This window comes from Ensifer sp. Root31, assembly GCF_001424825.1.
In the GTDB taxonomy this organism is placed as follows: Bacteria; Pseudomonadota; Alphaproteobacteria; order Rhizobiales; family Rhizobiaceae; genus Ensifer; species Ensifer canadensis.
On the sequence record NZ_LMCO01000006.1, the window covers coordinates 1 to 22,904 of the forward strand.

Here is a 22,904-nt window from a genome sequence, read left to right on the forward strand (position 1 = left end):
ATCGATATTTGCTTGCTGAACTTTGGTTACCGCGCATTTAGCAACTGCGCCCTGACGAACCTTCCTTTCAAAAATCGCTATCTTCATCCGCAGCGCTTGTGCGCGGCGGTCATTCAATATGCTATGAAAGGGTTCATCATGACCACTGGCACAGTTAAATGGTTTAATTCCACCAAGGGCTTCGGCTTCATTCAGCCTGACAACGGCGGTCCGGACGCATTCGTCCACATCTCCGCCGTCGAGCGTGCTGGAATGCGCGAAATCGTCGAAGGCCAGAAGATCGCCTACGACATGGAGCGCGACAACAAGTCGGGCAAGATGTCTGCCTGCAATCTGCAGGCAGCCTAAATCGGTATCGGCTCTCCCTTGACCACGGATGTACTGGCACTGTCGAGAGCATGATACCCATCAAGGTCAGGCAACATGCCTGGCCTTTTTTATTTCCGCGCGCCGACTGCACGATCCCGCAACTGCATTATGCATCGGGAGTGACGTGCAACACCGTAGACGCGCGCCAAAGTCGGGGATATCCCATGACAGAGACACACAACAAATCGCGCCAGCGGGCCGAGATCGCCTTTGCCAAAGAGCAATCGCAGTTCTTTGCCCGCGACAGCGCCGTTGAAGAACTCGACTCCATCGTCCAGGCTCGCGAAGAGAAGACCCTGCGTCTGCGCGAAGCGCGGCTGGCGAAGGAATTGCAGGACCGCCTGGCGGCGGCTGCCGCCCCCGCTTCGAAACGCGTCAGAAAAACCTGACTTTCAGTCAGGGTGACACCTCAACTGGAATAGAGACTTGAGAAACATCAGAAACAGTGAACTCACCGACCGTCGCAGCGCCGCGGCCGATGCGAAGAAAGCGCTTCTTGAAGCCTACCGCGCGGCAAAGGAAGCCGCAGAACCGACCGAACTCGCCCGCCAGGCCGAGCGTCAGGCGGTCGCTGCAGCCCGCGAAGAGCGGCGCATCGAACGCGAACGGGTAAAGAATGAGGAGCGCGAGCGCTTGCAGGCCGAGGCCGCTGAGCGCGAGGCGGCACTCACGGCTGCTGCAAGAGCTGAGGCCGAAGCGCGCGAAGCCGCCGACAAGAACCGCATTTCACGCGTGATCGAGGACGAGGCTGCNGCGCGAGGCGGCACTCACGGCTGCTGCAAGAGCTGAGGCCGAAGCGCGCGAAGCCGCCGACAAGAACCGCATTTCACGCGTGATCGAGGACGAGGCTGCYCGCAAGGCCGAGCGCGACCGGCGCTACGCCAACCGCAAGGCGCGGCAGGCTTAACCGCAGCCCGCAAATGGACTTTGAAGCCCCCACCATGGCGAGCCGTGATTGAGGGTAGCGTCAAGTACCGATCGAAAACGCCGCGCGTCCTCAGGGCGCGCGGCGTTTTGATGATCAGCTACGTTTCATTTCCAACACGCGGTTGGCAGCCGAGACGATCGCTTCCAGCGAGGCTGCAACGATGTTGGTGTTGATGCCGGCGCCAAACAGCTTACCATCAGGGTGCTCCATCTCGACATAGGCGATGGCGGCTGCGTTCGAGCCGTGCTGCAGCGAATGCTCGGAATAGTCGGCGACCGAGAGATCGACGCCGAGATAGATCGACAGCGCGTTAATGAAACCGTCGATCGGACCGGTGCCCTTGCCCTCGATGCGCTTGAGCTCGCCGTTGTCGGTGATCTCGGCCGAAACCACACGCACGCCCTTGTGCTCGCCGACCGGATAGGTGTTGTGATCGACGAATTTGATGCGCGCGCCGGGCTGCTCGACATAACGCTCGATGAAGCGTTCATGGATGCGTTTGGAGGGTAGCTCCTTGCCTTCTTCGTCGGTGATGTGCTGGATGTCCTCGCGGAACTCCACCTGCAGGTTGCGCGGCAGGTTGATGCCGTAGTCTTCCTGCAGGATATAGGCGATGCCGCCCTTCCCCGACTGCGAGTTGATCCGGATGATCGCCTCGTAGGAGCGGCCGACGTCACGCGGATCGATCGGCAGGTAAGGCACTTCCCACAATGGCTTGTTGGCGGTCTTGATCGCCTTCATGCCCTTGTTGATCGCATCTTGGTGCGAGCCGGAGAAGGCCGTGTAGACCAGTTCGCCGACGTAAGGATGGCGCTCGGGGATCACCATCTGGTTGGAATATTCGTAGACTTCCTTGATCCGCTCGATGTCGGAGCAGTCCAGCTGCGGGTCCACGCCTTGCGTGAACATGTTCAGCGCCAGCGTCACCACGTCGACATTGCCCGTGCGCTCGCCATTGCCGAACAGCGTGCCTTCGACGCGGTCGGCACCGGCCATCAGGCCGAGCTCCGTCGCCGCAATGCCCGTGCCGCGGTCGTTGTGCGGGTGCAGGGAAATGATCAGGCTCTCGCGATTGTCGAGGTTGCGGCACATCCACTCGATCTGGTCGGCATAGATGTTCGGCGTCGCCATCTCGACGGTCGACGGCAGATTGAGGATCAGCTTGTTATCCGGCGTCGGCTTGACGATCGCGGTGACCGCGTTGCAGATCTCCAGCGCCACTTCCAGCTCGGTGCCGGTGAAGCTCTCCGGCGAATACTCGAAGCGAAAATCGCCACCGGCCTTGGCGGCCATGTCGGTGATCATCTTGGCAGCATCGGTCGCAATTTGCTTGATGCCGGCAACATCCTTGGCAAACACCACCCGGCGCTGCAACTCACTGGTCGAGTTGTAGAAATGCACGATCGGCTTATGGGCGCCCTGCAGCGCCTCGAAGGTCCGGGTGATCAGCTCCGGCCGGCACTGCACCAGCACCTGCAGCGACACGTCTTCGGCGACATTGCCCTCTTCGATGCACCAGCGGGCAAAGTCGAAGTCCGTCTGCGAGGCCGAGGGGAAGCCAATCTCGATTTCCTTGAAGCCCATGTCCAGGAGCAGCTGGAACATGCGCGCCTTGCGGTCATGGCCCATCGGGTCGACGAGCGACTGGTTGCCGTCACGCAGGTCGACCGAGCACCAGATCGGCGCCTGGGAAATGGTCTTCGACGGCCAGGTCCGGTCGGCGAGCGTGATCTGCGGGTAAGGCTGATACTTCACCGCCGCTTCCGGCATGCCGTTCTTGATGGAATGGGATTTCTGGATCATTGCAGCTTCTCTTCATCACTGAGCGCTCTGGCCGCTTTGCCATAACCGATCGGGGATCGGATTGCGATGGCAAATGCCGTGGCGGGCGCGTTTGTCCTAAAACTCTATTGGATTCGAGGAGCATCTGCCGGCGTGGCTTTTTCGGCCGCCGGGCGCTCCTCAGCGAACCCGGCAACCGCGAGTAAGGCCGAGAAGAAGAAGCGAGGCGAAGGCGTGCAGCGGCGCACGATTGTCATCGTGTGCGGCAGAGATCGTAGCGATCCGATATGCGCTGGCCTTGGTCATGACAAAGCCTATACACGGCTTGCCGAACCGGAGCAAGGCATGCCCGTGCGGAAACGTGAGGAGTGCGACCATCCCTCTGGCGCGAGCCCCGCCAAACGAAAAAGGCACCGGCGCTGCCGCCGATGCCCTTTGCAATTTCAACGCCGTTGCCGACGGTATATCGGTCTCAGATATCCGAAACCGAGGTGATGATGCGCGAGACGAGGCCATAGTTCTTGGCCTCTTCAGCCGACAGCCAATAGTCACGTTCGGTATCCTTGGCGATCTTTTCGACCGTCTGGCCGGTCGCTTCGGAGAAGATCTTGTTCAGGCGCTCGTTCATCTTGATGATTTCGCGGGCCTGGATCTCGATATCCGAAGCCATGCCGCGGGTGCCGCCCGACGGTTGGTGAAGCAGGAAGCGGGTATTCGGCAGGCAGAGACGACGCTCCTTGGGAACGCCGACATAGATCAGCGCGCCGGCGGACGCGACCCAGCCGGTGCCAATCGTCCAGACCTTCGGCTTCACGAACTTCATCATGTCGTGAATGCTGTCGCCGGATTCGACGTGGCCGCCTGGCGAGCTGACGAAGAGGCGGATGTCGTCATCGCTGGCCGACGCAAGCGCCACGAGCTGCGAGCAAACCTTCTGCGCCAACTCCTGGGTGATGGTGCCGTAAATGAAAATCGAGCGCGACTTGAAAAGGTTCGCCTCCGTTTCCTTGCCCAAGGGCAGTTCGGTGTTCTTGTCTTCCTCGTCGCTCATCCGTTGTTCTCCGGCGTCTCATGAATTTCTTTGTCAAAGTCAGATAATGCGACTCGACAGCGAAGACAATGCAACAAACCGAAAGGGCGACAAAGGGCGAAGCGGATTGCACTGCGCCTATGGTAAACGGCGCCACCGCCAAATGCCGTATGGACAGAGACACAGAGCCCAATAAGATCGAGCCGGTCAAAAAACTGCAAGGACAGGGCTCCCTCCCAGGTCCTGTCGATCCATGGGGACAGATATGAACAGACGCATCCTGATTGCAGCGGCCGTGCTGATGGCATCCGCGGCACCGGCCTTCGCTCACCTCAACCCTGATGAGCACGGCTCGTTTGCCGCCGGCTTCTCGCATCCGCTCTTCGGCCTCGACCATATCCTGGCCATGGTCGCCGTCGGCCTCTGGGCCGCACAGATCGGCGGCCGGGCGCTGTGGCTCGTGCCGTCGGCCTTCGTCGCGATGATGGCGGCCGGCTTTTCGCTGGCAACGGCCGGCATCCATTTTCCCTTTGTCGAGCCCGCGATCCTCGCCTCGGTTGTCGCGCTGGGCCTGCTGGTGGCAATGGCCGTGCGCCTCGATGCGGCCGCGTCGGCTGCGGTCGTCGGCCTCTTCGCGCTCTTTCACGGCCATGCCCATGGCGGCGAACTCGGCAGCGCCGGCGCCCTTCCCTTCGCCATCGGCTTCATGCTTGCCACCGCCGCCCTTCACGCGGCCGGCATCGGCCTTGGCGTGGCGCTTGGTCGCCTCTCAGGCGGCGGCACGCTGGCGCGCATTCTCGGCGGCCTTACGGCACTTGCCGGCACGGCCCTGATCTTCGGCTGACGAAACGAACGGGGAATGGCGGGTCATGCCCGCCATTTTTATCCGCGACCGCGATAGGTCGGCACGCCCTGATCGGGCAGCCACAATCCTTCCGGCGGCTTGCCGGTCTGCCAGAAAACGTCGATCGGAATGCCGCCGCGCGGATACCAGTAGGCACCGATGCGCAGCCAGCGCGGCGACAACAGGCTGACCAGCCGTTTGGCGATATCAATGGTGCAGTCCTCGTGGAAGGCGCCATGATTGCGGAAGGAATGCAGGAACAGCTTCAGCGACTTCGATTCCACCAGCCATTCATCCGGCACGTAGTCGATGACGATGTGGGCAAAATCCGGCTGGCCGGTCATCGGGCAAAGCGAGGTGAATTCCGGCGCGGTGAACCGCACCAGGAAGTCCGCGCCCTGATTGCCGCTCGGCACGCGCTCGAGCACCGCTTCGTCGGGGCTCTGCGGCAGGTCGACCTTGGCGCCCAGTTGCGACAGGCCGGATACGTCAGTCTTGCTCATTTGCGTGGTGCTCCACTTACCTTTACGCGCACGCCGTGCGCCTTTTCACCTTCCGGCTCGACATGGATCGCGATCTTGGCGCCGGGGTGAACGGCGCGTATCGCGTCCTCGATGCGATCGCAGATATCATGCGCCTCGCCGACCGGCATCATTTCCGGCACGACCATGTGGAAATCCACAAAAATCACCGGGCCTGCCTGGCGGGTCTTGAGATCGTGCACTCCAAGCGAGCCCTTGCCGTTGGCGGCGATCGCCTGCTTGATCGCCTCCTCCTCCTCGGCCGGCACCGCCCGGTCCATCAACCCGTCAATCGACCGCGAGATCACCATCCAGCCCTGGAACAGGATATTGCAGGCGACGATGACGGCCAGCAAGGGATCAAGGATCGCGTAACCCGTGGCAATGGCAAGACCAAGGCCGATCAAAACGCCGATCGAGGTCACGACGTCAGACAGAATATGATGGCCGTCGGCGCTGAGAGCCGGCGAGCGATGCTTCCGACCGGCGCTGATCAGCACATAGGCCCAGATGGCGTTGACGACACCAGCAGCAAAGTTGATCGCCAGGCCGAGCGCCGGAGCTTCCAACATCACCGGCGCCATCATCGCCGGCACCGCTTCCCAGACGATCAGCAATGCGGCAACGACGATCAGCACGCCCTCGATAACCGCGGAAAAATACTCCGCCTTGTGGTGCCCGAAGGGATGGCCGGCATCCGCCGGTTTCGCCGCATAGCCGATCATCAGATAGGCGATCACCGCCGCAATCACATTGACTGTCGACTCAAGACCATCCGACAAAAGGGCCACCGAGCCGGTAAGCCACCAGGCAAGCAGCTTCAGCCCCAGCACAGCCAGAGAAAGCGGAATGCCCCAGAAGGCAAGCCGCAGGACGGTTCGGTTATCGGATAGAGACATCTTCTTCATTCCTCATGCAGATGCAAACGAGTTGCAAACGCAAGCCCATTGAAACGCAAAACCGCCCGCGCGAATTTCGCGCAGGCGGTCAATGGGAAACATATGTGCCATCGATGCCGGCTTGTCAAAGGTGCGTTCGGCTCCTGCCCGTTTTTTAAGGGTCCGTAATCGTACCCGGCATCAGATCGGTTTCGGCGCTTTCGACTTCTTCGGCGCCCTTGCCGAGGTACAGGAAGACGACCACGGCCGTTGCCGTGGTAATGGCCGTCAACAGCCAGAGCAGCGTCCCGAACGCGCTGCTATAGGCTTGAAGCAGTGCAAGGCGCTCAACCGACGGCACTATGCTGCCGGCCGCAGCCACGTTGCCGGTGACGAGCCTCTGGGCGACATCGGCGGCGTGGCCGCCGGCTGCCGACCCCAATTTGATCTGCGTGAAGACAGAGAGAAGCGCTGTCACCACCGCAAGGGCGATCCCTTCGCCCGCAACACGGGTGGTGCTGAAGATACCCGTCGCCATTCCCGCCCGCTCCTTCGGCACCACGCTGACCGCCAGCCCATCCATCAAACCCCAGGGCAGGCTGATGCCGATGCCGACGAGCAGCAATGGTGGGACCAGCAGCCCCGGCGCCGAGCCCACGGGAAACTGGCTGAGCCAGCCAAGCCCGGCGGCTGAAACCAGCAATCCGGTCCCGCAGATGACGGCCGGCGCAAACCAGCGCGTCAACAGACCGGCGGCGATCGGCAGGAGGAGCAGCGGAGCCGAGAGCGCAATCATCATCCGCCCCCCGGCAATCTCGCTCATGCCTTCGATGCCGATGAACCGCACCGGCAGAAGAATGAGCAGCACGACGAAACCATAAGCCGGCGCCGCCGCGAGCAGTTGTACGCCGACAAAGCGCGGATACTTGAACAAGGACAGATCCAGCATCGGCCGCGCCACGGAACGCTCGATTCGGTAGAAGACAAAGAAGAAGACAACCGCAGCTACCAGCACAGCGAGGACGAAAGGATCGCTCCAGCCGGCCTCGGGCAGCTGCAGGATGCCAAATGTCAGGAATGCCAGCGCCAGCGTGAACGTCACCGCCCCCTTCCAGTCGAGGCCGCCCGCATTCGGGTCGCGCGTTTCCCGCAGGAAAACGGCACCGAGCGCAAAGGCAAAGGCCGCGAGCGCGACGACAAGCAGGAAGATTGCCGGCCAGCCGAGCGCCTCGACCACGAGGCCGGAGGCAATGGGGCCAAATGCCAGGCCGACGCCAAAGCTCGCACCGACGACGCTGAACGCCCGCAGCCGTTGCCCCTCTTCAAACTCCTGTGCCAGTGAAGCCATGCCGCCCGAAAACGCTGCCGCCGCCCCGACACCCTGCAAGGCCCTGAGAATGTCGAACAAGACAATATCGTTGGCGAAGGCAAGGCCGAGCGAGAACAGGCCGAAGGCTGCAAGCCCGCCGAGGAACATGCGCTTGCGGCCATAGCTATCGGCAAGCGCGCCCGCCGCCATCAGGGTGCTGCCGAAGGTCAGCATGAAGGCGTTCGTGACCCAGTTGAGCGCCAGCGGGCTTCCACCCAGCGTCCGGCTGATCGCGGGCAGTGCCACCGCCGGCCCGGTGAAGGTCAGCGGCATGGCGGCGGCCGCACAACAAACAGCAACAAGAACGCACAACCGTCCGGCGTTGCTCCTACTCCTGGTCTTTTCTCTCATGTCTTGCAGTCCCGATGTGTTCGAGCAAGGAAGGACCCGCCGGTCGCACTTCGTGAGGCGACCGGTCGCCGGTCGGTGGGTATCGATTGACTTGAGGAGGATAGATTGGACAGAATGGCTGGGAAATACCGCCATCATTCCACTCTTGGCGGAAAAAAACGCTCGAATAGGAGAGGCAATGGATCGCTTGGGTGGACTGACGGCCTTTGTTCGAACCGCCGATCTCGGCAGCTTTGTCGCTGCCGGACGGGTCCTTGGCCTATCCGCTTCGGCCGTTGGCAAGGCGGTGACCAATCTCGAGAGACAGCTTGGCGTTCGCCTGTTTCAGCGCTCGACACGCAGCATCCGGCTGACGGAGGAAGGGCGGCTGTTTCACGAGCGCTGCCGTCGCGTCCTCGACGATCTAGACGATGCCGAGGCATCGCTAGCCCAAGCCGTCGCGGCTCCACGCGGGCGCCTGCGCGTCAGCGTTCCGATCGTCAGTTATCACCTGCTGCTGCCGGTGCTGCCGGAATTCGTTGAGCGCTATCCCGAAGTCGAACTCGATCTCGATTTCAACGATCGCATCGTCGACCTGATCGATGAGGAGGTCGATGTCGCTATCCGCAGCGGCGATTTGCCGGATTCCCGGCTGATGTCGAGAGCCCTGCGCCCGTTCCGGCTTCTGCTTTGCGCCGCCCCAAGCTACCTCGCCGATCACGGCACGCCCGAATGCCCACGGGATCTCGATGGTCACCGGGCAATCCGCTTCCGGTTTCCCAACAGCCGCAAACTGCAGGACTGGCCGATTGTCATGTCAGGCACCATGCCGCCGATGTGCACAGTGCTGACCTGCAACAATATGGAGGCATTGCGTGGCGCCGTGATCAGCGGTCTCGGCATTGGCTGCATGCCGGACTTTCTGGCGCGCGGGCCGCTTGCCGACGGCGCGCTTAAAACGGTGCTCGACGCCCATCTCAACGCACCCGGCCAGTTTCACCTTCTCTGGCCCTCGAACCGGCACCTCTCGCCCAAGGTCCGGGTCTTCGTCGATTTCCTCAGCGAGCGGCTGTTTGCCGATCGCTGCGAAATTCCGGGCGCGCCAAGCGCCCCATGAAGGCACCTGCCAGCCCGACAACGAAAGCGCCGCCCTTTGATACGGAGGCGGCGCCTGATTGTCTGCGGTTCGTTTCTTAGGCGGCCTTGACCTTCGCCCGCTTGGCCAGATGCGCCACCACGTTTTCGATCATGCGCATGCCGGCATCGCCGCCGAGCGTCATGATCGATTCCGGGTGGAACTGCACGGCTGCCACCGGCTCCTTGGTATGCTCGATGCCCATGATCGTGCCGTCTTCACTTTCGGCGGTGATCATGAAATCGCGCGGCAGGCTCGACGGATCGGCAAAGATCGAGTGATAGCGACCGACGGTCACCTCCTTGCCGAGGCCGGAGAAGACGATGCCGGGTTCGAGCACGCGGATGCGCGACGGCTTGCCGTGCATCGGGATCGCCAGCTGCCTGAGATCGCCGCCATAGGCTTCGGCAAGCGCCTGCAGGCCGAGGCAGACGCCGAAGATCGGCAGATCGCGGGCACGCGCCTTCTTGATCGTTGCCTTGCAGTCGAAATCCTTCGGGTTGCCGGGTCCCGGCGACAGCACGACGAGATCCGGCTTCACCCGGTCGAAGATCTCTTCGGCCACCGGCGAGCGCACCGTCGTCACCGTTGCCCCCGTTTGGCGGAAGTAATTCGCCAGCGTGTGCACGAAGCTGTCCTCGTGGTCGACAAGCAGGATGTTGACGCCGGCGCCTACGGCGGCGACGTCACGGCCGGCCTTGCCGCTGTTGGCGGATTTCGCGTCACGAATGGCTGCGATCATGGCAGAGGCCTTCAGTTCGGTTTCGGCTTCTTCTTCTTCCGGGTTTGAATCGTAGAGCAGCGTCGCGCCCGCCCTCACCTCGGCAATGCCGTCCTTGATGCGGATGGTGCGGAGCGTCAGGCCGGTGTTCATGTCGCCGTTGAAGCCGACCATGCCGATGGCGCCACCATACCATGCGCGCGGGCTCTTCTCGTGGCCTTCGATGAAGCGCATCGCCCAGAGTTTCGGCGCACCGGTGACGGTGACGGCCCAGGCGTGGCTGAGGAAGCCGTCGAAGGCGTCCATATCGTCGCGCAGGCGCCCCTCGATGTGGTCGACCGTGTGGATCAGGCGCGAATACATCTCGATCTGGCGGCGGCCGATGACCTTGACGGAGCCGGGAACGCAGACGCGGCTCTTGTCGTTGCGGTCGACATCCGAGCACATGGTCAGTTCGGACTCGTCCTTCTTGGAATTCAGCAGCTTCAGGATCTGCTCGCTGTCGGCGATCGGGTCGTCACCGCGCTTGATCGTGCCGGAAATCGGGCAGGTCTCGATGCGGCGGCCGGACACGCGCACGAACATTTCCGGCGAGGCGCCGACCAGGTATTCCTGGTTTCCGAGATTGATGAAGAAGGAATAGGGCGACGGGTTGATCGCCTTCAACCGTTTGGAGATCTCCGACGGCTTGCTGTCGCAGCGCTCGAAGAACTTCTGGCCGGGAACGACCTCGAAGAGATCGCCGCGGCGGAAGCTTTCCTTCGCCTTGACCACAAGCTCGGCATATTCGCCGGGCCGGTGGTCCCCATGCGGCGGAATGATGTCGACGGTCTGGAAGGGTTCGCTGGCGATCTCCTCCGTCTTGCCTTCAGTCGAAACACCGTCCTTGGCGAAGTCATAGCGGTCGATCCAGGCCTTGGCGGCATAGTGGTCGACGACCAGGATCTCATCCGGCAGGAACAGAACCATGTCGCGCTGGTCGTCCGGGCGCTTCAGCTTCAGCTCGATGGCGTCGAACTGGAAGGCGAGATCGTAACCGAAGGCGCCATAAAGGCCGAGGCTCGCATCCTCCGCCGAATGGAAGAGGTTGGTGACGGCCCGAAGCACGGTGAAGACCGTCGGCATCTTCGAGCGCTCTTCCTCGGTGAAGACACGGTCGGGCGCGTTGATCGTCAGGTCGAGACGGGTCGCCGTCGAGGTGCCGAGCGTGATGTCGGCGACGGTTTTCAGATGGTCCGAAATGATCGACAGCAGCACTTCGCCGCGGCCGTTATAGGCTTCGATCCAGAGCGAGCGGCCGAAGAAGGAAATGCCGAGCGGCGGGTCGACGACGGCAGTGTCCCAGCGCGTGTAGCGGCCCGGATATTCGTAGTTGGACGAAAACACCGCGCCGCGACGTTCGTCCAGCCTGTCGACATAGCTTGAAATCGAATCCGCATAGGAGGCTTCGCGCCGCCTGCGGGTGACGACGATCCCGCCCCTGGTGGTATAGCTTTCCGCGCCGTCTTCGAGAATTACCGTTGCCATTCGTCTCGCTCCGTAAAAGCCCGGTTTTTCCACGCGGCCAGAATACGAAAAAGCCGCCTCGAAATCTCCGGGCGGCTTGATGTCTCAATCACGCATGACTGGTCAAGGCCGCCTCAGCGAGCCCACCACCAGATCGAAATGTTGCGTGCATTTGTCATGGGCGAAAGTGTTAGCGCGGGTTGCAGCCTTGCGCAAGCGGGAAAAAGTGCCGCCGCAGGAGCAAAAGAAAAGGCGGCCACGAAGGGCCGCCTTTCCGACTGGAGCTCGTCTGCGATCGATCAGAACTTGGCCTTCGCCGTGACCAGGAAGGTCCGGCCGCGACCGGTGTCGATCGTGCTGCCGGCAATGGTGCTCGACGACGGCGTGTAGGCCTTGTCGAACAGGTTCGTGACCGTTGCCGTCACTTCGAAGCCATTCTCGAACTTGTAGTTCGCGAACATATCGACCAGCCCGTAACCCGGAACGGTCGGCGGCGTGCGGTTGATCGCACCGACGTCGGCGCTCGAAACCGCGTAGAAGCGCGTGCCGACCGTCAGGCGCTGATCTTCGAGGAAGCGGGCGCCGAGCGTCGCGCTGACGATAGTGTCCGGCAGGTAGGTCTGCACGCCGAAACCGTTGATCTGCGATGGCAGTTTGCTGTCGGTATAGGTATAGGCGAGGTCGCCGAAGACGAAGCCTGCATCATAGGCCGCCTGCAGTTCGAAGCCCTGAACCGTCGACGTGCCAGGGTTGTTGACGAAGAAGATCTGGCGACCGCCACCAAGCATTGCCGCGGTGATGTAGTTGTCGATCCTGTTGTGGAAGTAGTTGGCCTTCACACGCAGGCTATCGCTGGAGTCGAGCAGACCGTCGAAGGAGAAGTTGGCACCAACTTCCCAGCCCTTGGAGATTTCAGGCTCCAGGAACGGATTGGGGAAGAAGGACTGACCGCTAGAGCCCGGGTGTGTTCCACCGGCAAAGGTTTCGTTGACCGTCGGCGGGCGCGAGGTCTCTGCGTAGGTCACGTAGGGCTGGAACCAGTCCGTAGGGTTGAGCGCAAGCGTGATGCTCGGATTGAGGTGTCCATCGGACTTGTCAACTGTGTAGGGACCTGCCGGAAGGCCGATCGGGTTGCCGGCGACAACGGCGCCCGAGCCGTCGAGGCTGTAGTGGTCGTAGCGCAGCCCGGCCGTCAGGTCGGCGATACCGTAGGTGAAGGTCGTCGTGCTGAAGACGCCGGTCGTGGCATTGCGACCGCCACCGTTGACACCACCGCTCGGCCGCGCCGTGCTGTTGATGACGTCGTAATCATCGCGGAAATACTCGACGCCGTAATTGGCCCTGACCGCAACGTCACCAAGATCGAACAGCGAGGTGTTGGAGATGTCGAAGCCCTTGCCGGTGTCGATGATCTGACGGCCGGCGGCAGTACCGCCACCTCTGACGTCGGTGTCGTACTTCATCTTCAACCGGTTCCAATAGGCGTTGGCGCGGAAATCTATGAGTTCGTTGTCTGGCGTATAGGAATAGCTTGCGGCCAGCGTCTGGTTCTTCACGTTCTGGAAGTAGGAGTTGGCGAAGAAGTCATTGTCATAGGTGATGCCGCTGAACTTGAAGGTATGATCCTCATCCGGCGTAATCTCGAACTTCAGCATGCCAGACAGCAGGTCTTCCTCGGTATAGGGCACCTGAACGCCATTGCCGTTGTCGTAATTGCCAGGGTCGGCCTTGCTGATACCGCCCAGTACCGAAAAGACGTCGTTGAAGCGGTAGGCGCCGATCAGCGATTCCGACCAGCCGGCACCGTTGGTGCCATAGGTGGCGGAGGCAATGCCGCCATAGGTCTTGCCGTCCTGGATCAGGTCTTCGATGTCATAGGTCCTAAAGTTGACCGAGCCGGCCAATGCGCCACCGCCGACACCGGTGACGGCGCCGCGGGTGACGTCGATCTCGGACAGGAACGCCGGGTCGAAATAGGCGAGACCTTGCGCTTCGTGACCGGTGAAGCGGAAGTTCTGGCGCACGCCGTCGATCATCATGTTGACGCGACCGGAACCTTCGAAGCCGCGAATGTTGACGGCCACACCCGGGTTCTGCGGATTGTTCGCCGTCGACGTGCCGGGAACACCGCGCAGCAGGTCATCGGTTTCAAGCCCGGACTGCAGGTCGATCTGGTCGGTCGTCACCACGCTGACCGGGCCGGCCTTTGCATAGGGGTCGCTGGTGCGCGCGCCCTTGACGACGATCGGCGAAAGGAAGGTCTCGCCCTTCTTGGCGGCCTCGGCATTCTGTTCGTTTGCCTTCGGCGCGGTCGTCGCGGTCTGCGCGAAGGCACCAGAGGCGGCGGAAAGAGCAAGTGTAGTCGTGCACGCCAAAAGTGCCAGGCGACGGTGCCGGTTGAGCATGGACCAATCCTTTTGAATTCATGGGCCGGGCTTGCTGTTGAGCGGCGAACTCAAGGGGCTGGCTGGGCGTGGGGTTCGAATACGTGGCGACATTGCGTCGCCTCATTTATGCCGCATAAAAAACATGACTATTATTGTCAAGATAGAAACGCCTCCCCAACAATTTATGGGATCGTCCCAATTCGGGGCGTTGCCGAACTGCAACGCTCTTTGCATCAAGCCGATGAAACCAGATGGCTTCCCATGCGTTCCTCCCCGTCGAGGCCTGCCCTCGCGGACATGTGAAAGGAAACGCATGCGTTGCCATATCCCCCTGATTTTCCTGTCGACATTGCTCCTCACAGGCGCGAGCCTTCCCAAAACCGGCCCCCTTCCCCTACCCAAACCACCTGCGGACGCACAGGCCGAGGCGCCGGTACCCGCTCCTGAAAAGAAGCCGGAAACGCGGGTGAAGGAAGGTGACGAAGACAAGGACCAGCAGCCTCCCAGCGGTCAACAGGGCAGCCAAGCGCCAACGCCTGAGCCGAAGCCGGCGGAAGGCACAGAAACTGAGAAGGACGGCGACAAGGGAGCCGACGGCAAGAAGGGCGACGCCGCCAGCGAGGAGAAGACCACGGACAAGCCGACTGACTACAAGGCGGAAGAGCCCCCCGTCATCTACCCGCCGGTCGAAAACGAGAACCCGACCGAATACGCCAAGTGCCTATCGGAGCTGAAAGCATTGGGTGCCGTTTTCACCGAAGCCAAGCGGATCGACGATGGCAAGGGCTGCGGCATCGACAAGCCGCTTGATGTGACAAGCGTGTTGCCCGACGTGAAACTGGCGCCGAAGGGGCTGATGCGCTGCGAGGCGGCGTTGGCATTGGCGCGCTGGACCAAGGAAGCAGTACAGCCGGCGGCCGACGTGGCGTTTGCCAAGGGTACGACCGTCAAGATGTTGAACCAGGCCTCCACCTATATCTGCCGCCTGCGCAACAACGCCCCGACAGGCAAGATCTCAGAGCATGCCCACGGCAACGCCGTCGACATCGCTTCGTTCACGCTCAGCGACGGCAAGACCATCGAGATCCAGCCTCGCGACGAGGATGGCACCATGACCGGCGCCTTCCAGCGTGCGATCACCGCTTCGGCCTGCCTGTATTTCAAGACCGTGCTCGATCCGGGCAGCGACGCGGCGCATGAGACGCACCTGCATCTCGACGTGATCGAGCGCGGGAACGGATATCGTTACTGCCGATAGAGCGTTTCCGCCTTGTACGGAGTCGCTGAACCGCTCTATCGTTTTGCTTCACGCATTTCCTGACGGAAAACCGCTTCGCGCCTTATCTGGAACGCTTTAATCCGCACCATAGCCAAGGGCGACGAACTCGCCTTCGAAACGCCCGGCAAGCTCACCGTCATCCAGCAACTCGGCGGCAACGACGATCCTTGCCCTGCCCCGACGGTGAAACAGCCGCAGGAAGCTCGGCCATTGCCCCGTGTCCGCAAGGGTTGACCGAGAGGAGAATGCACCGGCAACCGGCTTCAGATACTCCATCCGGTTGCTCTGGATCACGAGGCGGGCCGGAACGCCCGCGTGCGTCGGCCGCACGTGCAGCAGCGACCAGGCGGCAAGGATGGAGAGTGCGGAGGCACTGCCGCCGAACACCGTTTCGCGATGATTGATGTTGGGAGCGAGCGGCGCAGATAGCCGCACGTGCTCATCAATCGCTTCGTCGACATGAACCTGCATCGCTGCCGAAAGCGGAATATGGGCGTGAAGATAAGCTTCAAGGTCCAACGGGGTCATGGCGGCTCAGATCGATTTTGCTCACATCGTATCGGTGGGCAGGCACTCGCAACATCAGCACGGACGCACTGATCAGGACAATACCCTCTCCCTTTCGTCACCATCAAGCGAGCAACCCGCACGGCTTGCACGGCAACAAAGGTGGCGTAGATACCTTGCAGGATCAGGTTTCCTTCCCCAGATAGCAGCCCAGGAATATCACTGCCCCCCAAGCCCGAGGAAACCTCCATGGCGCTCACAATGTACAGGCTCTCCGTTCCCACCTTCGTCCATGGCTTCAATGTCCTCGGCAAATTGCTCGACAAGGCCGAGGCCCATGCCGGCGAAACCGGTCTTTCGCTCGACGATCTGGTCAACGCCCGACTGGTCGCCGACATGCTGCCGCTTGCAGGCCAGGTGCAGCGCGCCAGCGACACGTCAAAGGGCACCATCGCCCGGCTGACCGCGCTCGAGGTGCCGAGCTTTCCCGATGAGGAGAAGACGTTCGGGGAACTGCGCGAGCGCATCGGCAAGACCGTCGCATTCCTGGAGACCGTTCGACCGTCCGATCTCGACGGCAGCGAAACCCGCGAGGTCACCCTGACCTTCACCAAGCTGAAGATGACGTTGAGCGGCGAGGACTATCTGTTGAAATTCGTGCTGCCGAACTTCTATTTCCACCTGACCACGGCCTACGACATTCTCCGCCATAAGGGCGTTCCCGTCGGCAAGGCGGACTTCATCAGCCTCAACTGAGACGTGGCGCCTCGGGAAGCGAAACGGGAGCGGAAACGCTTTAAAATCAATCCATAACGCCTCAAATCGATCTCGGTTTGAGGCGTTATGCCTACAGCGCCGCGCGTCTTGTTAGACGCGCCAAGGTCGCTGTAGCGCTTTAAATTGCCGCTGCTTTTATCCCTAAATCGAATGCGATTTACGGAAACTTACAGTAGCCGGGAGCTCAAGCGTTTCCGATTTAGACGGAATCGCATAAGCGCTCTATCTCTTTGTTTTTACGCATTTCCTGACGGAAAACCGCTTCGCACTTTTCCTGGAACTGCTCTAGAACAGGCCTTCGATATAGCCCTGCTGATTGAGGTAGATCTTCTCCGATGACGGCACCTTCGGCAGGCCCGGCATCGTCATGATTTCGCCGGTGATGACGACGATGAAGCCGGCGCCGGCGGCAAGCCGCACTTCGCGGATCGGCACCGTGTGGCCCGTCGGCGCGCCGCGCAGGTTCGGGTCGGTCGAAAACGAATATTGCGTCTTGGCCATGCAGATCGGCAGGTGGCCGTAGCCCTGATCCTCCCAGGTGCGCAATTGATCACGCACCGACTTGTCGGCGATCACTTCGCTGGCGTGGTAGATGTCCTTGGCGATCGTCTCGATTTTGTGGAACAGCGGCATCTCGTCGGGATAGAGCGGCGAAAACTGCGAGTGGCCGCCTTCGGCGAGTGCTGCTACCTTTCGCGCCAGTTCCTCGATGCCTACAGAACCTTCGGCCCAGTGGCGGCAGAGCACGGCCTCTGCACCGAGCGTTGCGACATAGTCCTTGATTGCCTGCACCTCGGCCTCGGTATCGGAGGTGAAGTGATTGATCGCGACGATCGCAGGCACGCCGAACTTCTTGACGTTCTGGACGTGGCGGCCGAGGTTGGCGCAGCCTTTGCGCAGCGCCTCGAGGTTCTCCTTGCCGAGATCGTCCTTCTTGACGCCGCCATTCATCTTGATGGCGCGCACGGTGGCGACGATGACGGCGGCATCGGGCTTGAGCCCGGCCTTGCGACATTTGATGTCGAAGAATTTTTCCGCGCCGAGATCGGCGCCGAAGCCGGCTTCGGTTACCACGTAATCTGCGAGTTTCAGCGCCGTGGTCGTCGCGATCACCGAGTTGCAGCCATGGGCAATATTGGCGAACGGGCCGCCGTGCACGAAGGCCGGATTGTTCTCCAGCGTCTGCACCAGGTTCGGCTGCATCGCATCCTTCAACAGCACGGTCATCGCCCCGTCCGCCTTGATATCGCGGGCAAGGACCGGGCTCTTGTCACGCCGGTAGCCGATGATGATGTTGCCGAGGCGCTTTTCCAAGTCCTTCAGATCCATCGAAAGGCAAAGGATCGCCATGACCTCGGAAGCAACTGTGATGTCGAAACCGGTCTCGCGCGGATAACCATTGGCAACGCCGCCGAGCGAGCCGACGATGTTGCGCAGCGCCCGATCGTTCATGTCCATCACCCGTCGCCAGGAAATGCGCCGGATGTCGATGTTCTGCTCGTTGCCCCAATAGATATGGTTGTCGAGCAGCGCCGCAAGCAGGTTGTGGGCGGATGTGATGGCGTGGAAGTCGCCGGTGAAATGAAGGTTCATGTCCTCCATCGGCACCACCTGGGCGTAGCCGCCGCCGGCCGCCCCGCCCTTGACGCCGAAACAGGGGCCGAGCGACGCCTCGCGGATGCAGACGATCGCCTTCTTGCCGATGCGGTTGAGGCCGTCGCCGAGACCGACCGTCGTCGTCGTCTTGCCCTCGCCGGCGGGCGTCGGATTGATCGCGGTCACCAGGATCAGATGGCCGTTCTTGCGGTCCTTCTGTGCAGCAATGAATTCCGCGCCGATCTTTGCCTTGTCATGGCCGTAGGGCAGCAGATGCTCCGGCGGAATGCCGAGCTTTGCACCGATCTCCAGGATCGGCCTCTTCTTCGCGGCACGCGCGATTTCGATATCGGACTTGACCTCCACCATGGGTTTTCCCCTCCCCCCAAGCTGCATTTCTGTGCCTGACCCCATTCGGGATGAGGCGTTTCTTGCACCTTCGCCGGAAGGCACAACTCCGGCTGGAGCTGCCGCCCATCAGGCGCTGATCCTTATCGCGCGAGAATGTCGCGCATCTCGACGATGTTGGAGCGCACCCGCAGGATATAGAAGCCCATGGTCGCCAGATGCGTCGGCATGATCCAGCCGGCCTCTTCGCCGTTGGAGATGATGAACGGCTGGATGCGAAGTGCCGAGCGCAGCTGCTTGATCGTTTCCGTCCAGATCGGCGTCAGGCCGCGCTGGGCGACGACGTTCTCGAAGTCGGCGCCGGCAGCCGAAAGGATGCCGTAGTAACCGTAGAGCTGTCCGTAGGCGAACCAGAAACGGTCGTCGGCACGCGTGTCGAACCAGCCGCCATTGTGGTTTTCCGAGCGCTCGCGAATGATCGCCGAGGTGTTGCCGAGATCGTTGGCGATGCGGTCGAGGAACTCCACCAGGTTATCGGCGCGACCGTCAAAGACGGCATCGCACTTGGCAAGCGTGGTGTTGAAGGTGCGCATGTCCCGCATGGCAGCGCGATAGAAGCTCGGTGTCGGGGTCTTCGGGCCAAACGGATTGAGGCCGAAGTACCAGGTCTCCTCGTCGAACTGGATGTTGCCACGCGCCCGCTGCAGATCGTTGTTGATGCCTGACGTGCCGCGAACGCGACCGAGTGAATCGACCAGTTCAACCGAGGTACGGCGAACCGCCTGGTTGATGCCGCGCTGGAACGATGCCTTGTTGTCGAGCCAAGGCGTATCGTCCCAATCGAGACCGAAGAAGCCGACCTTGTAGAGCAGCATCGACGAAATCCAGGCATTCTCATTGACGTTGAAATCGATGAGATCGGCCGCGACATCGACGATCGCCGAGGTCTGGCACTGGGTTCCGGCGGGCAGTTGCACGGCGGCAAGTGCCTCAGGCGTAACTTCGGCCGGCGGCGTAACCGCGGCCGCCTGGTTGGCTGCCGCTGCGCCGGTCGTCGTTTGTCCGGTCGTGGCACCGGGCCCCGCCACAGGCGAACCCGCCGGCACCTTGCGCTCGGCTAGCTTGTAGCGATCAACATAGTCGGCATCGAAATTCGTCCAGGCCTGGGTCTGCCAGATGAAATAGCCGTAGAAAAAGATCAGGCCGAGCAGGATGATGCCGATCGGCCCCTTGATGATCCAGCTGCGCTGGCGATACCAGTTTCCAAGCGCAACGAACGGCCACAGCAGCCAGGCAACGGCCAGGCCGATGCCGCGACCGATCGCGGTAAAGACACGCTGGAAAAACGCGACGATCGGATCAAACATGTCCTATTCCTCTCTGAGGCCGTAAAGCTTGCGGCGGAAGGCCGCCTTGTCCTTGAGATATGTGCCGGTCAAGGTCGTCACAACATATTCCCTGAACTTTTCGCTGTAACGCTCGTAGGCGTCATAAAACCCCTGCTTGTCGAAGACGAAGCGGGAAACGAAATCGCGGGGAACGAGCTGGGCGATCAAGCGGTTGACCAGCCACTGATCGGGATGAACGGGCGCGGCCCTCACCAGCATGAAGCGGTTTGCCGGCGCGACATCCTGCATCCGGATGCTGCCCGTCGTCTGCACCATGCGCTGCATCTCCTGCAGGAAGGGATAGGTGGCATCCTGGGCAACGAGTGCCGCGTTGCGATGCATCCAGGTTTGCAGCCAGATCCGGTCGGCGCGGGCAAGATCCGTCGTCGGATCGGCATCGTTGATCAAACCGCGCACCACCATGTCGGCGCGATGCTGGTAGAGCCCTGAGTCCTCGACCCAGGACGCCTGGGGCAGTTGCAACCGCTTTGTCGAGGCCAGGAAATCGTAGATGCGGGCGTGATCGTCGATCGCGATGTAGCTGACCTGCCAGGGCCGCGACCGGCGGAAACCGGGGACCGACGGGTCGCAGATGACGGTCGTCGTCTTCTCGTCGAGGAAGACATAGACGCCGCCGAAGTGATTGGCCCAGAAGGCATCGTGGCGGAAAACCAGCTGATCCGGCACCAGCGCGTTCTGGCGGATGTCGCCCGTCACCTTCGCCAGTTCGACCATGCGGTTCAGCATCTCGTCATCAGTCCAGGCGGTCGGCACCTTCTTCAGTCGGTCGACCAGGCTCCTGAGTTCGGCCGCCTTGCCCAGCATGTCTTCTGCGGAAAGCACCCGGAAGCGCACCTCGTTGATCGACAGCAGATCATCGATGTCGTCGACGATGGAAACCGAATCCTCGATCTCGCCGTAGAGTGCATCCTTGATCGTCACTGCGTTGATCGCCCGACTGTTGGCGTTGAAGAACTCGTGCATCAACGCCGCCGTGTTGGAAAAGCTTGTGTGCACCACCGGCAGTTCCGCCTGATCCGGCGTCATGATGATGAAACGGCGGTTCACCCGGTTGGGGTCGAGATAGTCGCGATCGCCAAGCTCGTCGGCAATCTCCGGCGAGAACCCCGTCATGTCGATGCTGAAGCGTTCCAGCGCCGTCGGACGCAGGCCAAAGCCCTCCAGCGCCTTGTTGTAGCGCGCGATCAGATGCGGCTCGGCGATATCGAGCAGGCGTCCATAGATAAGCTCGGCTTCGAGCAGACGTTTCATAGCTCAGCGCTCCCCGCCATCAGCCCTGCCACCGGCCGTCGCGTTTCATCGCCTCGATCTCGCGGATCGCCTTTTCGCGCTGGCGCTCGCGGCGGATGATGTCGGTGACGGCGGCATCGTCCGACTTGTCGGTGTAGCGGAATTCGCTGTCGGCGTAGCGGTTGATTTCCTGCAGCACCATCTCGATGGTGATCGGGCCGCGAAGCGCCTCGACCATCGCTTTCTTCTCGTCATAGCCCTTGTGCATGAACGAGCCGGCATCCTTGAACCAGTCGTCGGGCAATTCGACGTCCATCGCCCTGAGCTTGACCGCGTCGGTGATGTTCTTGATCGCCCGGCCGGTAAAGCGCGGCTCTGCCTCCTTGATCATGTGCAGATAGGCGCCGACATCGGCAAGCGTGGCAAGCGCGCCCTTCTCCTTCTGGTACCGCTCCCAGACGGAAACCAGCCCCTCCTCCTGCGGTCGCGAATGCGCCCCGTAGGATTGCGACACGGCGCGCTTGATCTCCTGTCCCTCGAACAGCGCGTGCTCGCCGAGTGGGATCTTGTGGTTCTTGCCGACGAGCAGCGCGAAGATGTCGATATAGTCGTCTTCCGTCTGCGGCCCGTCGACCAGCCAGCGGGCGCCGGCGCGCTGGCGCAGCGCATCGTCGACATTCTCGGGATAGTTGGAGAACATGCCGAAGGTGCAGTTGCCGCGCACCACCGTCGATGCGCCGGCAAAGCTTTCCATCAGCACCGCCGTCACCTCGTGCTGGCCGGCCGATGCCCGGTCGTCGGAACGCTTGGCCGCGACCTGGTCGACGTCGTCGATCGTGCCGAAGCCGATGGCGCGCGGGTTGATGACGTTGTTGACGAACTCCTTGCAGTTCTGGCCGGATTTGCCCTGATAGGAGGAAATCTGGTCGACGCCGAAATTCTCGTAGTGGAAGGCGTAGCCGGCGATCTCGCAATATTCGTTGAGCATGCCGGCGAGCATCTGGATGAGGATCGTCTTGCCGGTACCCGGCATGCCGTCGCCGATGAAGGTGAAGAGGAAGCCGCCCAGCTCGACGAACGGGTTCATCTGCCGGTCGAAGTCATAGGCCATCAGCATCTTGGCGAGCTTCAGCGCCTGATACTTGGCGATATGGTTGCCGATGATCTCTTCCGGTTTCTTGAAGGTCATCACCAGCGGCTTGCGCTTCTGGCCGGGCGCGACGTCGAAGCCGTTCAGGGTGAAGTCGTCCTGGTCGAGCCGGATATGCACGTTCTCGAAGCTCTGCAGGCCGGTAAAGCGGCCCTTGCGCGCAATAAGCCCTTCGATGGCAACGCGCGAAAACGCACGGGCACGCGCCGTCAGCGCCAAATCGTCGGCCGCACCGGAAATGCTGCGGTCGAGCGCCGCGATCAGCCCCTTCAGGGCATCCTGCGGCGTATCGAACAGGAAGTCCGGCTCGACGGCATCGTCCACCGGCTCGCCCTCGCCCGACAGCGTCGAGCCGAGATAGGCGGCCAGCGTGAAGGCGGAGATATAGGCGGAAGCGTTGAGCAGCGCCTTGAACTGGTTGGCGTCCTCGCCGGCAAGCGGCGCGGTCGTGTTGCGCGCCTGCAGCTGTTCGAGGTTCGTCTGGCGCGCGAAGACGTCGGCGACAGCCAGCGCCACCTGGATGCCGCGACGGGTCCTGTAGAGAACCGCATGCTGCGCCGGCGACAGCATCTGGTCGCCCTGCCGCACCGCCTGAACCGTGCGCGCAAGCTCGACCTCGCGGGTGCGGCGCTGGCCGCCGGTCGAAACCGTCGAAACGAACCGTCGCCCGGTGCCGGCGAGCGGTGCGCCGGCTGATCCCTCGTCCCGCTCAAGGATCACCAGCTTGGTCACCAGCCCCTGCGCGACCGCCTGGTGCTTGGCGATCTCGTCCTCGTGCAGCGTCGTCAGCCCGGTATTGAGTGTCATG

The 22,904-nt window shown here is 61.8% G+C and carries 20 protein-coding genes; 7 read left to right on the plus strand and 13 right to left on the minus strand.

Features of this window, described 5'->3' with window-relative positions:
- The first annotated feature begins 138 nt into the window (after window positions 1–138).
- The 3 genes from ASD00_RS06890 to ASD00_RS41505 all read left to right on the plus strand — a co-directional run.
- Window positions 139–348 carry a cold-shock protein gene (locus ASD00_RS06890; protein WP_025427963.1) on the plus strand — a complete coding sequence of 70 codons (210 nt, stop codon included), beginning with the start codon at window positions 139–141 and terminating at the stop codon, window positions 346–348.
- Between the two features lie 185 nt (window positions 349–533).
- Window positions 534–758: a hypothetical protein gene (locus ASD00_RS06895; RefSeq protein WP_025427964.1), complete on the plus strand. Its 225-nt coding sequence runs from the start codon at window positions 534–536 to the stop codon at window positions 756–758.
- Between the two features lie 37 nt (window positions 759–795).
- Window positions 796–1,121, plus strand: a 326-nt coding sequence (locus tag ASD00_RS41505) for a DUF6481 family protein (protein WP_244496022.1), incomplete at its 3' end; no start/stop codon positions are given.
- Between the two features lie 269 nt (window positions 1,122–1,390).
- Here ASD00_RS41505 and leuA read toward each other — a convergent pair.
- Together leuA and ASD00_RS06915 are read right to left on the minus strand one after the other, a co-directional pair.
- Window positions 1,391–3,100: a 2-isopropylmalate synthase gene (gene leuA, locus ASD00_RS06905; protein ID WP_057205726.1), complete on the minus strand. Its 1,710-nt coding sequence runs from the start codon at window positions 3,098–3,100 to the stop codon at window positions 1,391–1,393.
- Between the two features lie 451 nt (window positions 3,101–3,551).
- The gene (locus ASD00_RS06915) at window positions 3,552–4,130 is read right to left on the minus strand and encodes an ATP-dependent Clp protease proteolytic subunit (protein WP_025427968.1); all 579 of its coding nucleotides are present in this window, start codon (window positions 4,128–4,130) and stop codon (window positions 3,552–3,554) included.
- Between the two features lie 244 nt (window positions 4,131–4,374).
- Between ASD00_RS06915 and ASD00_RS06920 the strand changes: the two genes are divergently transcribed.
- A complete protein-coding gene (locus ASD00_RS06920) occupies window positions 4,375–4,953 on the plus strand; it encodes a HupE/UreJ family protein (protein ID WP_025427969.1) in 579 nt (192 codons plus the stop codon).
- A gap of 38 nt (window positions 4,954–4,991) precedes the next feature.
- Here the strand turns inward: ASD00_RS06920 and queF are convergent, their stop codons facing one another.
- From queF to ASD00_RS06935, 3 genes are all read right to left on the minus strand, one after another.
- Window positions 4,992–5,456, minus strand: a complete 465-nt coding sequence (queF, locus tag ASD00_RS06925; protein WP_025427970.1) for a preQ(1) synthase — start codon at window positions 5,454–5,456, stop codon at window positions 4,992–4,994.
- Entirely contained in the window at window positions 5,453–6,373 is a 921-nt protein-coding gene (locus ASD00_RS06930) for a cation diffusion facilitator family transporter (protein WP_057206125.1), read from the minus strand. The genes queF and ASD00_RS06930 overlap by 4 nt, the downstream gene beginning before the upstream one ends.
- Window positions 6,374–6,527: 154 nt before the next feature.
- Complete coding sequence (locus ASD00_RS06935; protein WP_025427972.1) at window positions 6,528–8,072, minus strand: MFS transporter; 1,545 nt, start codon at window positions 8,070–8,072, stop codon at window positions 6,528–6,530.
- A 178-nt stretch (window positions 8,073–8,250) separates the two neighbouring features.
- Between ASD00_RS06935 and ASD00_RS06940 the strand changes: the two genes are divergently transcribed.
- Window positions 8,251–9,168 (plus strand): LysR substrate-binding domain-containing protein, encoded by a 918-nt coding sequence (locus ASD00_RS06940; protein WP_025427973.1) that lies wholly within the window; start codon window positions 8,251–8,253, stop codon window positions 9,166–9,168.
- 76 nt (window positions 9,169–9,244) lie between these two features.
- Here ASD00_RS06940 and ASD00_RS06945 read toward each other — a convergent pair whose 3' ends face one another.
- From ASD00_RS06945 to ASD00_RS06950, 3 genes are all read right to left on the minus strand, one after another.
- Complete coding sequence (locus tag ASD00_RS06945) at window positions 9,245–11,434, minus strand: anthranilate synthase (protein ID WP_057205728.1); 2,190 nt, start codon at window positions 11,432–11,434, stop codon at window positions 9,245–9,247.
- Between the two features lie 113 nt (window positions 11,435–11,547).
- The gene (gene trpLE, locus ASD00_RS41145; RefSeq protein WP_178385073.1) at window positions 11,548–11,592 is read right to left on the minus strand and encodes a trpE operon leader peptide TrpLE; all 45 of its coding nucleotides are present in this window, start codon (window positions 11,590–11,592) and stop codon (window positions 11,548–11,550) included.
- Window positions 11,593–11,712: 120 nt separating this feature from the next.
- The gene (locus ASD00_RS06950) at window positions 11,713–13,818 is read right to left on the minus strand and encodes a TonB-dependent hemoglobin/transferrin/lactoferrin family receptor (protein ID WP_025427975.1); all 2,106 of its coding nucleotides are present in this window, start codon (window positions 13,816–13,818) and stop codon (window positions 11,713–11,715) included.
- A 295-nt stretch (window positions 13,819–14,113) separates the two neighbouring features.
- Here ASD00_RS06950 and ASD00_RS38470 point away from each other — a divergent pair, with 295 nt between their 5' ends.
- Window positions 14,114–15,058 (plus strand): extensin family protein, encoded by a 945-nt coding sequence (locus tag ASD00_RS38470; RefSeq protein ID WP_025427976.1) that lies wholly within the window; start codon window positions 14,114–14,116, stop codon window positions 15,056–15,058.
- Window positions 15,059–15,154: 96 nt separating this feature from the next.
- On the opposite strand, the gene ASD00_RS06960 is transcribed toward ASD00_RS38470, so the two are convergent.
- Window positions 15,155–15,607 carry a YiiD C-terminal domain-containing protein gene (locus ASD00_RS06960; RefSeq protein ID WP_057205729.1) on the minus strand — a complete coding sequence of 151 codons (453 nt, stop codon included), beginning with the start codon at window positions 15,605–15,607 and terminating at the stop codon, window positions 15,155–15,157.
- 228 nt (window positions 15,608–15,835) lie between these two features.
- Here ASD00_RS06960 and ASD00_RS06965 point away from each other — a divergent pair, with 228 nt between their 5' ends.
- Window positions 15,836–16,342, plus strand: coding sequence for a DUF1993 domain-containing protein (locus ASD00_RS06965; protein ID WP_025427978.1), 507 nt, complete (start codon window positions 15,836–15,838; stop codon window positions 16,340–16,342).
- Between the two features lie 306 nt (window positions 16,343–16,648).
- Here ASD00_RS06965 and ASD00_RS06970 read toward each other — a convergent pair whose 3' ends face one another.
- From ASD00_RS06970 to ASD00_RS06985, 4 genes are all read right to left on the minus strand, one after another.
- A complete protein-coding gene (locus ASD00_RS06970; RefSeq protein WP_025427979.1) occupies window positions 16,649–18,328 on the minus strand; it encodes a formate--tetrahydrofolate ligase in 1,680 nt (559 codons plus the stop codon).
- A 122-nt stretch (window positions 18,329–18,450) separates the two neighbouring features.
- Window positions 18,451–19,674 carry a DUF2333 family protein gene (locus ASD00_RS06975; protein ID WP_057205731.1) on the minus strand — a complete coding sequence of 408 codons (1,224 nt, stop codon included), beginning with the start codon at window positions 19,672–19,674 and terminating at the stop codon, window positions 18,451–18,453.
- 3 nt (window positions 19,675–19,677) lie between these two features.
- Window positions 19,678–20,967 carry a DUF6638 family protein gene (locus tag ASD00_RS06980; RefSeq protein ID WP_025427981.1) on the minus strand — a complete coding sequence of 430 codons (1,290 nt, stop codon included), beginning with the start codon at window positions 20,965–20,967 and terminating at the stop codon, window positions 19,678–19,680.
- A 19-nt stretch (window positions 20,968–20,986) separates the two neighbouring features.
- Window positions 20,987–22,903 (minus strand): AAA family ATPase, encoded by a 1,917-nt coding sequence (locus ASD00_RS06985; RefSeq protein ID WP_057205733.1) that lies wholly within the window; start codon window positions 22,901–22,903, stop codon window positions 20,987–20,989.
- Window position 22,904: the final 1 nt, after the last annotated feature.

Excerpts from the sequence above, each read along its gene's own strand:
- ASD00_RS06890 (WP_025427963.1), top strand. The coding sequence starts at position 139 with ATGACCACTGGCACAGTTAAATGGTTTAATTCCACCAAGGGCTTCGGC.
- ASD00_RS06895 (WP_025427964.1), top strand. The coding sequence starts at position 534 with ATGACAGAGACACACAACAAATCGCGCCAGCGGGCCGAGATCGCCTTT.
- leuA (WP_057205726.1), bottom strand. The coding sequence starts at position 3,100 with ATGATCCAGAAATCCCATTCCATCAAGAACGGCATGCCGGAAGCGGCG.
- ASD00_RS06915 (WP_025427968.1), bottom strand. The coding sequence starts at position 4,130 with ATGAGCGACGAGGAAGACAAGAACACCGAACTGCCCTTGGGCAAGGAA.
- ASD00_RS06920 (WP_025427969.1), top strand. The coding sequence starts at position 4,375 with ATGAACAGACGCATCCTGATTGCAGCGGCCGTGCTGATGGCATCCGCG.
- queF (WP_025427970.1), bottom strand. The coding sequence starts at position 5,456 with ATGAGCAAGACTGACGTATCCGGCCTGTCGCAACTGGGCGCCAAGGTC.
- ASD00_RS06930 (WP_057206125.1), bottom strand. The coding sequence starts at position 6,373 with ATGTCTCTATCCGATAACCGAACCGTCCTGCGGCTTGCCTTCTGGGGC.
- ASD00_RS06935 (WP_025427972.1), bottom strand. The coding sequence starts at position 8,072 with ATGAGAGAAAAGACCAGGAGTAGGAGCAACGCCGGACGGTTGTGCGTT.
- ASD00_RS06940 (WP_025427973.1), top strand. The coding sequence starts at position 8,251 with ATGGATCGCTTGGGTGGACTGACGGCCTTTGTTCGAACCGCCGATCTC.
- ASD00_RS06945 (WP_057205728.1), bottom strand. The coding sequence starts at position 11,434 with ATGGCAACGGTAATTCTCGAAGACGGCGCGGAAAGCTATACCACCAGG.
- ASD00_RS06950 (WP_025427975.1), bottom strand. The coding sequence starts at position 13,818 with ATGCTCAACCGGCACCGTCGCCTGGCACTTTTGGCGTGCACGACTACA.
- ASD00_RS38470 (WP_025427976.1), top strand. The coding sequence starts at position 14,114 with ATGCGTTGCCATATCCCCCTGATTTTCCTGTCGACATTGCTCCTCACA.
- ASD00_RS06960 (WP_057205729.1), bottom strand. The coding sequence starts at position 15,607 with ATGACCCCGTTGGACCTTGAAGCTTATCTTCACGCCCATATTCCGCTT.
- ASD00_RS06965 (WP_025427978.1), top strand. The coding sequence starts at position 15,836 with ATGGCGCTCACAATGTACAGGCTCTCCGTTCCCACCTTCGTCCATGGC.
- ASD00_RS06970 (WP_025427979.1), bottom strand. The coding sequence starts at position 18,328 with ATGGTGGAGGTCAAGTCCGATATCGAAATCGCGCGTGCCGCGAAGAAG.
- ASD00_RS06975 (WP_057205731.1), bottom strand. The coding sequence starts at position 19,674 with ATGTTTGATCCGATCGTCGCGTTTTTCCAGCGTGTCTTTACCGCGATC.
- ASD00_RS06980 (WP_025427981.1), bottom strand. The coding sequence starts at position 20,967 with ATGAAACGTCTGCTCGAAGCCGAGCTTATCTATGGACGCCTGCTCGAT.
- ASD00_RS06985 (WP_057205733.1), bottom strand. The coding sequence starts at position 22,903 with ATGACACTCAATACCGGGCTGACGACGCTGCACGAGGACGAGATCGCC.